We start from the raw sequence: 7,321 nt of genomic DNA, 5'->3' as shown, positions 1-7,321 counted from the left end.
CGATCCAACGCGACCCGCAATCCAAGACGTTCTACCGCCGCAAACGCGCCGAGGGCAAACGCCACCACCAAGCTCTCATCGCACTGGCCCGACGACGAGTCAACGTCCTGCACGCCATGCTGCGCACGAGAACCGAGTACCGAACCGACCACAGGCCGGCTGCCGCTTGACAACAGCATTAGGCAGCCGCCCCCTCGTACTCGACGCTGCCGCTGGTCAGTTCCATGAAGGCGTCCTCGAGCGAGGCGCGCTGCGGGGCGAGCTCGCTGAGCGCGACGCCGTGGAAGGCGGCGAGCTTGCCGATCTGCTCGCCGGTCATCCCGGAGACCTCCAGGGCCGATTCCGGCCCCTCCCGGACGGTCGCGCCCGCGGCCGACAGCTGCCGGGCGAACGCGGCGGGGTCGTCGGCGCGCACGAGCACCGCACCCTCCCCGCGGGTCCGCATGAACTCGCCCATGCCCGTGTCGGCGATCAACCGCCCGCGCCCGATGACCACCAGGTGGTCGGCGGTCTGCGCCATCTCGGTCATCAGGTGGCTGGAGACCAGCACGGCGCGGCCCTCCTCGGCGAGCGAGCGCATCAACGCGCGGATCCACCGGATGCCCTCCGGGTCGAGCCCGTTGACCGGCTCGTCGAAGATCAGCACCCGCGGGTCGCCGAGCAGCGTCGCGGCGATCCCGAGCCGCTGCCGCATCCCGAGCGAGAACCCCCCGACCCGGTCCCTGGCCACCCCCTCCATCCCGGTCCGGGCCAGCACCTCGCCCACCCGCCTGCGGGGCAGGCCGTTGCTCGCGGCGAGCGCGTGCAGGTGGTCGCGCGCGGCCCGGGCCGGGTGCACGGCCCCGGCGTCGAGCAGCGCGCCCACCTCGGTCAGCGGCACGGGCAGGTCGCGGTAGCGCCGGCCACCGATGGTGACCGACCCCGCGCTCGGGGCGGCCAACCCCATGATCATCCGCATGGTGGTGGACTTGCCGGCGCCGTTGGGGCCGAGGAATCCGGTCACCTGGCCGGCGGACACGGTGAACGACAGGTCGTCCACCGCCGTTCGGTGGCCGTACCGCTTGGTCAGGCCGCGTACGTCGATGTTCGTCATGGCCCCGATCGTGGGCAGCCGTACCGGGAGCTCCCTGGGCGTTCCTGAACGAACCCTGGGAAACCGCGGCCCGGCCCGCCCGCCGGGGCCCGGCGGGCGCGGCGATTCACAGGAATGCCTAGGGGCCGGCGGGCGCCCGCCGGTCGTGCGGCGCGACGGCCGGGGTCACGAGCACGGCGACGGAGTTCGCCGTGACGATCAGCCCGATGGCCAGCCAGTCCAGCGCGCCCAGCGCCTGGCCGAGCACCACGGCGCCGATCACCGCGGCCAGCACCGGGCTCGCGCTCATGAAGATGCCGAAGGAGTGCGCCGGGACCCGGCGCAGTGCCAGCAGGTCGGACAGGAAGGGCACCACCGAGGCCAGCAGGCCGGCGGCCACCGCGCAGGCCAGCGCGGCCGGGGTCGGCGGGTGGGCGACCAGCACGGCGACCCCGATCGGCAGGTACACCAGCCCCGACACCGCGCCGGCCGCTGCCGAGCCCTGCACACCGGGCAGCCGCTGCCCGATGGTGCGGTTGAGCAGGATGTAGCCCGCCCAGCACAGCGCCGCCAGCAGGCCGAGGGCGGTACCGACGTAGTCGGTGCTCGGCTGCGGTCGGGTCAGCAGGACGACCCCGGCGCCGGCCAGCGCCGCGCACGCCAGCGTGGCGCGCCGGCGCGGACCGGGGGGAGCGGCCAGCCGGGCGCCGACCAGCGCGACGCCCAGCGGCCCGAGGAACTCCAGGGTCACCGCCAGCCCCAGGCCGATGCGCTCGATCGCGCTGTAGAGCGCGACGTTCATGGTCGCGAACACCCCGGCCAGGCCCAGCACGGGCCACCACTCGCGGCGGGTGAACGCGCGCAGCCGCGGCCGGCCCACGGCCAGCATGACCACCCCGGCCACCCACTGGCGCACGGCGACCACCCCGACCGGACCGACCACCGGGAAGGCCAGCGCGCCGATCGCGGCCCCGGACTGGCTCGACAGCGCGCTGCCCAGCATCAGCGCCACCCCGGCGGCGCGGCCGTGCCGGTCGCCGCTGCCCGCGGTGGGCCCGGTGCCGGTCGGGCCGGCTGCCGGCCGGGGCGGGGTCGCGGTGTCCACGGCGCCAGCATGGGCGGGCACGATCCATTCCCAAAATGCATGTCGTGCGACACCGATACGGTGGACGCATGGATGTGGAGCTGCGCCACCTGCGCTGCTTCGTCGCGATCGTCGACGCGGGCGGTTTCACCGACGCCGCGGTCGACCTCGGCGTCTCCCAACCGGCCGTGTCCCGCGCCCTGGCCGCCCTGGAGGACGCGCTCGGCGCGCGCCTGCTGCGCCGCACCAGCCGTCGGGTGGTGCTCACCGCGGCGGGGGAGCGGGTGCTGGCCCGCGCGCGCCGGGTCCTCGCCGAGGTCGACGACCTGGCCCGGGAGGCGCGCAGCCAGCCGGGCAGGCTGCGCGTCGGGCACGCCTGGGCGGCGATGGGCACCCACACCGTCGAGTTCCAGCGCCGGTGGGCCGCCCGGCACCCGGGCACCGCCCTGCACCTCGTGCGCACCAACTCGGCCTCCGGCGGGCTCGCCGAGGGCGCCTGCGACGTCGCGGTGGTCCGCGTGCGGTCCGACGCCGGTGCCGACCGGCGCTTCGCCGGGGCCGTGGTCGGCCTGGAGGCCCGCTGCTGCGCGCTCGCCGCCGACGACCCGCTGGCCCGCCGCCGCCAACCGCGGTTGACCGACCTCGTCGGCCGCGTGCTCGCCGTCGACCCGCGCACCGGAACGACCACGCCCGACCTCTGGCCGGCCGGGAGCCGCCCGGAGGTCGAGGAGGTCCACGACGTGGACGACTGGCTCGCGGTGATCGCCGCCGGGCGGTGCGTCGGGGTGACCGCGGAGGGCACGTCCACCCAGTACCAGCGCCAGGGCGTGGTCTTCCGCCGCCTGCGCGACGCGCCCCCCGTGCTGGTGCGGGTCATCTGGTGGCGCGACGACCCGCACCCCGCCACCCACGACGTGGTCGGCCTGCTCGCCGAGCTCTACCGCGGCGCGCCCGGAACGGCCGGTCAGCACCCGATCGGGTGATCGGCTGTCTCCGTCGGGTGATGTGCCTGCACCGCATCTCCCACGGTGAATGCGCCGACTGCGCCAGTAGGGATGATCCCCGCCGGATTCTCCGCGGGGCGCCGATCCTTCAGAAGGGGGATCCGCGCCCTACGCTCGGTCTGTAGATTGACGATCTCGATTACTCCGTTCGGGGCCCGTGTACTGCCCCGAGGTGGAGTGCTGCACGCTTCGTCACGCACGCACGCGGGCACGTCGCGCGGAACGAACGAGGGGAACGCTGGTCATGGACGTGGCAAGGGACCACGGGCACGCATCGGACGCCGGGTCCGGTGCCGGCCCGTCCGAGGTCGGCCCGACCGTGCTGCGCATCGGACTCGGCGGCACCCTCCGGCGACTGCGCGAGCAGGCCGGCATCAGCCGCGACCTGGCGGGCGACACCATCCGGGCGTCCGCGGCCAAGATCAGCCGCATGGAGCTGGGCCGCGTCGGGTTCAAGATGCGTGACGTCGCCGACCTGCTCACCCTCTACGGCGTCGTCGACCCCGCCGAGCGCGAGGAGTTCCTCGACCTGGCCCGGCGGGCCAACGAGCCGGGCTGGTGGCACCGCTACGCCGACCTGCTGCCCAGCTGGTTCGAGACCTACATCGGCCTGGAGCAGGCGGCTTCGGTGATCCGGACCTTCGAGCTGCAGTTCATCCCCGGGCTGCTGCAGACCCCGGACTACGCGCGCGCGGTCACCCGGCTCGCGCACACCCGCCACGACGAGATCGAGCGCCGGGTCGAGCTGCGGATGAAGCGCCAGCAGCTGCTCACCCGGGACGCCGCGCCCAAGCTGTGGGCGGTCGTCGACGAGTCCGCGCTGCGGCGGTCGGTCTGCGCCGACCCGGAGGTACTGCGCGAGCAGCTGCGCCACCTCATGCGGATGAACGAGCGGTCCAACATCTCGCTGCAGTTCGTGCCGCTGAGCCGCGGCGGGCACGCCGCCGCGGGTGGCTCGTTCACGATGCTGCGCTTCGCCCAGCCCGACCTGCCCGACGTCGTCTACCTCGAGCAGCTGACGAGCGCCCTCTACCTGGACAAGCGCACCGACGTCGACCACTACGCGATGGTGATGGACCGGCTGGTGGCGAAGCTGTCCCCGCCGAGCCGCGCGGGCGCGATCCTGCAGCGCCTGCACGACGAGATCTAGGGCCGCCGGCGCCGTTCGGACCGGGCCGTAGCCGACGTCCGGACGCTGTCGGGCGACAGCTCTTGTCGAGCGCCTACCGGGAGTCACCGCCCCCGCCAACTGCACTATCGTCCACCCGTGAGCGACGACGAGATCGCCGAGCTCGATGTCGACCTCGAGGTCGATGTCCCGCACGGCGCGCGGATCTGGAACTACCTCCTTGGCGGCAAGGACAACTACCCGGCCGACCGCCAGGTCGGCGAGGCGATGCGCGAGCAGTGGCCCGACATCGCCGACTCGGCGCTGAAGTCCCGCCAGTTCCTGATCCGCGCGGTCCGCTTCCTGGCCGCCGAGGCCGGGGTGCGCCAGTTCCTCGACATCGGCACCGGGCTGCCGACGATGCAGAACACCCACGAGGTCGCCCAGGCGGTGGCGCCCGAATCGAAGATCGTCTACGTGGACAACGACCCGCTCGTGCTGGCGCACGCCCGCGCGCTGCTGGTCAACCAGTCCACCGAAGGCATCGTCAACTACATCGACGCCGACTACAACGAGCCCGACGTCATCATCGCCGGCGCGCGCGAGGTGCTGGACTTCTCGCAGCCGATCGCGGTGATGTTCATGGGGGTGCTCGGCTACCTGGAGAGCCCCGACGCCGCGCACGCGATCGTCAAGCACGTGGTCGACAGCGTCCCCTCCGGCAGCTGGTTGGCCCTGTGGGACGGCACCAACACCAGCGAGCGCGCCCGGGCCGGGGCGAAGGCGCAGGCCGACATGGGCTCGCCGTACTACCAGCGCACCGTCGCCGAGATCGAGCGGTGGTTCGACGGGCTGGAGATCGTCGAGCCCGGCGTCGTCTCGGTCACCCACTGGCGGCCCGACGACGCCGAGGTCGGGCAGGTCGAGCCGATCGACGGCTACGGCGCGGTCGCCCGCAAACCGTGACCCGGGCCCCGGCGGGCCCCGTGGCGCGCCGCTGATGCCGGCGCGCCCCACGACGTCCCCGCGGGCGGCCCTGCTGGTCGCGGGCGTCGCGCTGTTCACCGACCTGTTCGTCTACGGCGTGGCCATCCCGGTCCTGCCGCTGCTGCCCGCGGTGGTCGGGGCCGGGCCGTCGGCCACCGGCTTCCTGTTCGCCTCCTACGCCGTGGCCATGGTCGTGGTCACGCCGCTGGCGGGGCGGGCGGTCGACCGGTTCGGCACGCGCGGCCCGCTCATGGCCGGCCTGGTCGGCCTGGCCGTCGCCGTGCTGCTGTTCACCGCGGGCGGTCCGTTCTGGCTGCTGCTGGTCGCCCGCACGGCCCAGGGGGCCGCCGGCGGGCTCGCCTGGGTCGCGAGCATGGCGCTCATCGCGGCGGTCACCCCGCTGGAGCGGCGCGGCCAGGCGTTCGGGGTGGCGATGTCGGCGGTGTCGGTGGGGCTGCTGGTCGGCCCCCCGGTCGCCGGTGTGCTGGTGGCCGCGTTCGGGCCGGCGGCCCCGTTCGTCGTCGCGGCCGCGCTCGCGGTGGTGGACGGCGTGCTGCGGCTGGTGCTGGTCCGCGCGACGCCGCCCTCGGACGACGACGTCGCCGGCCCGACGGCGCTGGTGCGGGTGCCGGGCACGGTGTCGATCGTGGGCGCCGTGGTGGTGGGCGCGGCGCTGCTGTCGGCCACCGAGCCCGTCCTGCCGCTGCAGCTGACCTCGCGGTTCGGCCTGGACGCCGCGGGGGTGGGGCTCGTCTTCGCGGTCGCCGTGCTCACCAGCATCCTCGCGAACCTCGTCGTGGGCCGCTGGACGGCGACGACGAGCCCGCGCGTGCTGATCGGCGCGGGTGCGGCGGCGGGCGCGCTGTCGCTGGCGGTCGTCGGCCTGGTCGACGACGTGTGGGCGGTCTCGGCGGGCATGGGCCTGCTGGGTGTGGCGACCGCGCTGGTGTTCGTCCCGGCGACCGTGCTCATCGGCGAGCAGGGCGCCCGCGCCGTCCCGCCCACGCTGGGCGGGGCCTACGCCCTGTTCAACCTGGCCTACGCGGGCGGCATCGCGCTGGGGCCGATCGTCGCCGGCTCCGCCGTGGAGGGCATGGGCTTCGGCTCGGCGCTGCTGCTGGTGGCGGCGGCGACGCTGGCCGGCGGGCTCGCGGCGCTCGTGCGGCTGCCGGGGGCGACCCCGCCGACGGCGCTCGACCAGGCGCGATGACCCGCGGACCGGCCCGTCACCCGCGTCGGTAACACTTCCCGGGCCCTCCGCGCTGACGACGCGGACGGGTAGGGCGCGCGCACCAGCGCTCCGCGCCCTTCCTCGACGAGGTGGAGGAACGTGTTGCGTGCTGCCGCGGAGGCCCGTGCCGGGGCCCGACGCGGGCGGGCCGACGCCGACCTGCAGGAAGCGCTGCGCGCCGCCCAGGCCGGCGACGAGGCGGGCTTCACCGTGCTCTACCGCCACCTGCAGCCGCGCCTGCTGCGGTACGCGACGGCGCTCGTCGGCGCGGACGCCGAGGACGTCACGGCGGAGACCTGGCTGAACGTGGCGAAGGGCGTGCGCGACTTCGTCGGCGACCTCGACGGGTTCCGGGGCTGGGTGAGCACCATCTGCCGCAACCGGGCGATCGACGTGACCCGCAGGCGCGGTCGGCGCGCGTCCGAGCCCGTCGACCTGGACGCCCTCACCGCACTGCCCGACCGCCAGGACGCCTCGGACTCGGCGCTGGGCGACCTGGCGACGCGCTGGGCGGTCGACCGGATCCTGGAACTGCCCCGGACCGAGGCCGAGGCGGTGCTGCTGCGCGCGGTGATCGGTCTCGACGCGGTGCGGGCGGGGGAGGTGCTGGGCAAGCGGCCCGGCACGGTGCGTGTGGCCGCGCACCGCGGTCTGCGCCGGCTGGCCCGCATGCTCGAGGCCGACGGCTGGACGGCGGGTGACCAGGATGGATGAGGACCCCGTGGGCACCGGACGATCCCGGACCCGGCTGGGCCGCGCCGTCGCGGAGCGGCTCCTCGACGGCGGCGACGAGCCGGCCGACCTGCGGCGGCTGCTGGACCTGGCCGCCGCGCCC

7 protein-coding genes and 1 pseudogene are annotated in these 7,321 nt (G+C 74.9%); 6 read left to right on the top strand and 2 right to left on the bottom strand.

The window, feature by feature from the left end:
- Positions 1–170, top strand: a pseudogene (locus KIK08_RS35785) (IS110 family transposase); the annotation flags it as partial.
- A gap of 8 nt (positions 171–178) precedes the next feature.
- Here KIK08_RS35785 and KIK08_RS35780 read toward each other — a convergent pair.
- A complete protein-coding gene (locus tag KIK08_RS35780) occupies positions 179–1,093 on the bottom strand; it encodes an ABC transporter ATP-binding protein (RefSeq protein ID WP_214407752.1) in 915 nt (304 codons plus the stop codon).
- 118 nt (positions 1,094–1,211) lie between these two features.
- Entirely contained in the window at positions 1,212–2,177 is a 966-nt protein-coding gene (locus tag KIK08_RS35775; protein WP_308258109.1) for an EamA family transporter, read from the bottom strand.
- 68 nt (positions 2,178–2,245) lie between these two features.
- On the opposite strand from KIK08_RS35775, the gene KIK08_RS35770 reads away from it, so the two are divergent.
- The 5 genes from KIK08_RS35770 (at position 2,246) to KIK08_RS35750 (ending at position 7,200) form a co-directional block, all read left to right on the top strand.
- Positions 2,246–3,139, top strand: a complete 894-nt coding sequence (locus tag KIK08_RS35770) for a LysR family transcriptional regulator (RefSeq protein WP_214407751.1) — start codon at positions 2,246–2,248, stop codon at positions 3,137–3,139.
- Positions 3,140–3,404: 265 nt separating this feature from the next.
- On the top strand, positions 3,405–4,310 hold the full coding sequence (locus KIK08_RS35765) for a Sco1979 family transcriptional regulator (RefSeq protein WP_214407750.1): 906 nt from the start codon (positions 3,405–3,407) through the stop codon (positions 4,308–4,310).
- 117 nt (positions 4,311–4,427) lie between these two features.
- Positions 4,428–5,234 (top strand): SAM-dependent methyltransferase, encoded by an 807-nt coding sequence (locus KIK08_RS35760; RefSeq protein ID WP_308258108.1) that lies wholly within the window; start codon positions 4,428–4,430, stop codon positions 5,232–5,234.
- 34 nt (positions 5,235–5,268) lie between these two features.
- Positions 5,269–6,465 carry an MFS transporter gene (locus KIK08_RS35755; protein WP_214407749.1) on the top strand — a complete coding sequence of 399 codons (1,197 nt, stop codon included), beginning with the start codon at positions 5,269–5,271 and terminating at the stop codon, positions 6,463–6,465.
- Between the two features lie 120 nt (positions 6,466–6,585).
- Entirely contained in the window at positions 6,586–7,200 is a 615-nt protein-coding gene (locus tag KIK08_RS35750; RefSeq protein WP_214407748.1) for an RNA polymerase sigma factor, read from the top strand.
- The last annotated feature ends 121 nt before the right edge of the window (positions 7,201–7,321 follow it).

This window comes from Pseudonocardia lacus (genome assembly GCF_018531445.1).
Lineage (GTDB): Bacteria > Actinomycetota > Actinomycetes > Mycobacteriales > Pseudonocardiaceae > Pseudonocardia > Pseudonocardia lacus.
This window is presented reverse-complemented; position numbering and strand designations above follow the sequence as displayed.

What these genes read in the sequence shown, in the direction of transcription:
- KIK08_RS35780 (WP_214407752.1), bottom strand. Translation starts at nt 1,093, where the DNA reads ATGACGAACATCGACGTACGCGGCCTGACCAAGCGGTACGGCCACCGA.
- KIK08_RS35770 (WP_214407751.1), top strand. Translation starts at nt 2,246, where the DNA reads ATGGATGTGGAGCTGCGCCACCTGCGCTGCTTCGTCGCGATCGTCGAC.
- KIK08_RS35765 (WP_214407750.1), top strand. Translation starts at nt 3,405, where the DNA reads ATGGACGTGGCAAGGGACCACGGGCACGCATCGGACGCCGGGTCCGGT.
- KIK08_RS35755 (WP_214407749.1), top strand. Translation starts at nt 5,269, where the DNA reads ATGCCGGCGCGCCCCACGACGTCCCCGCGGGCGGCCCTGCTGGTCGCG.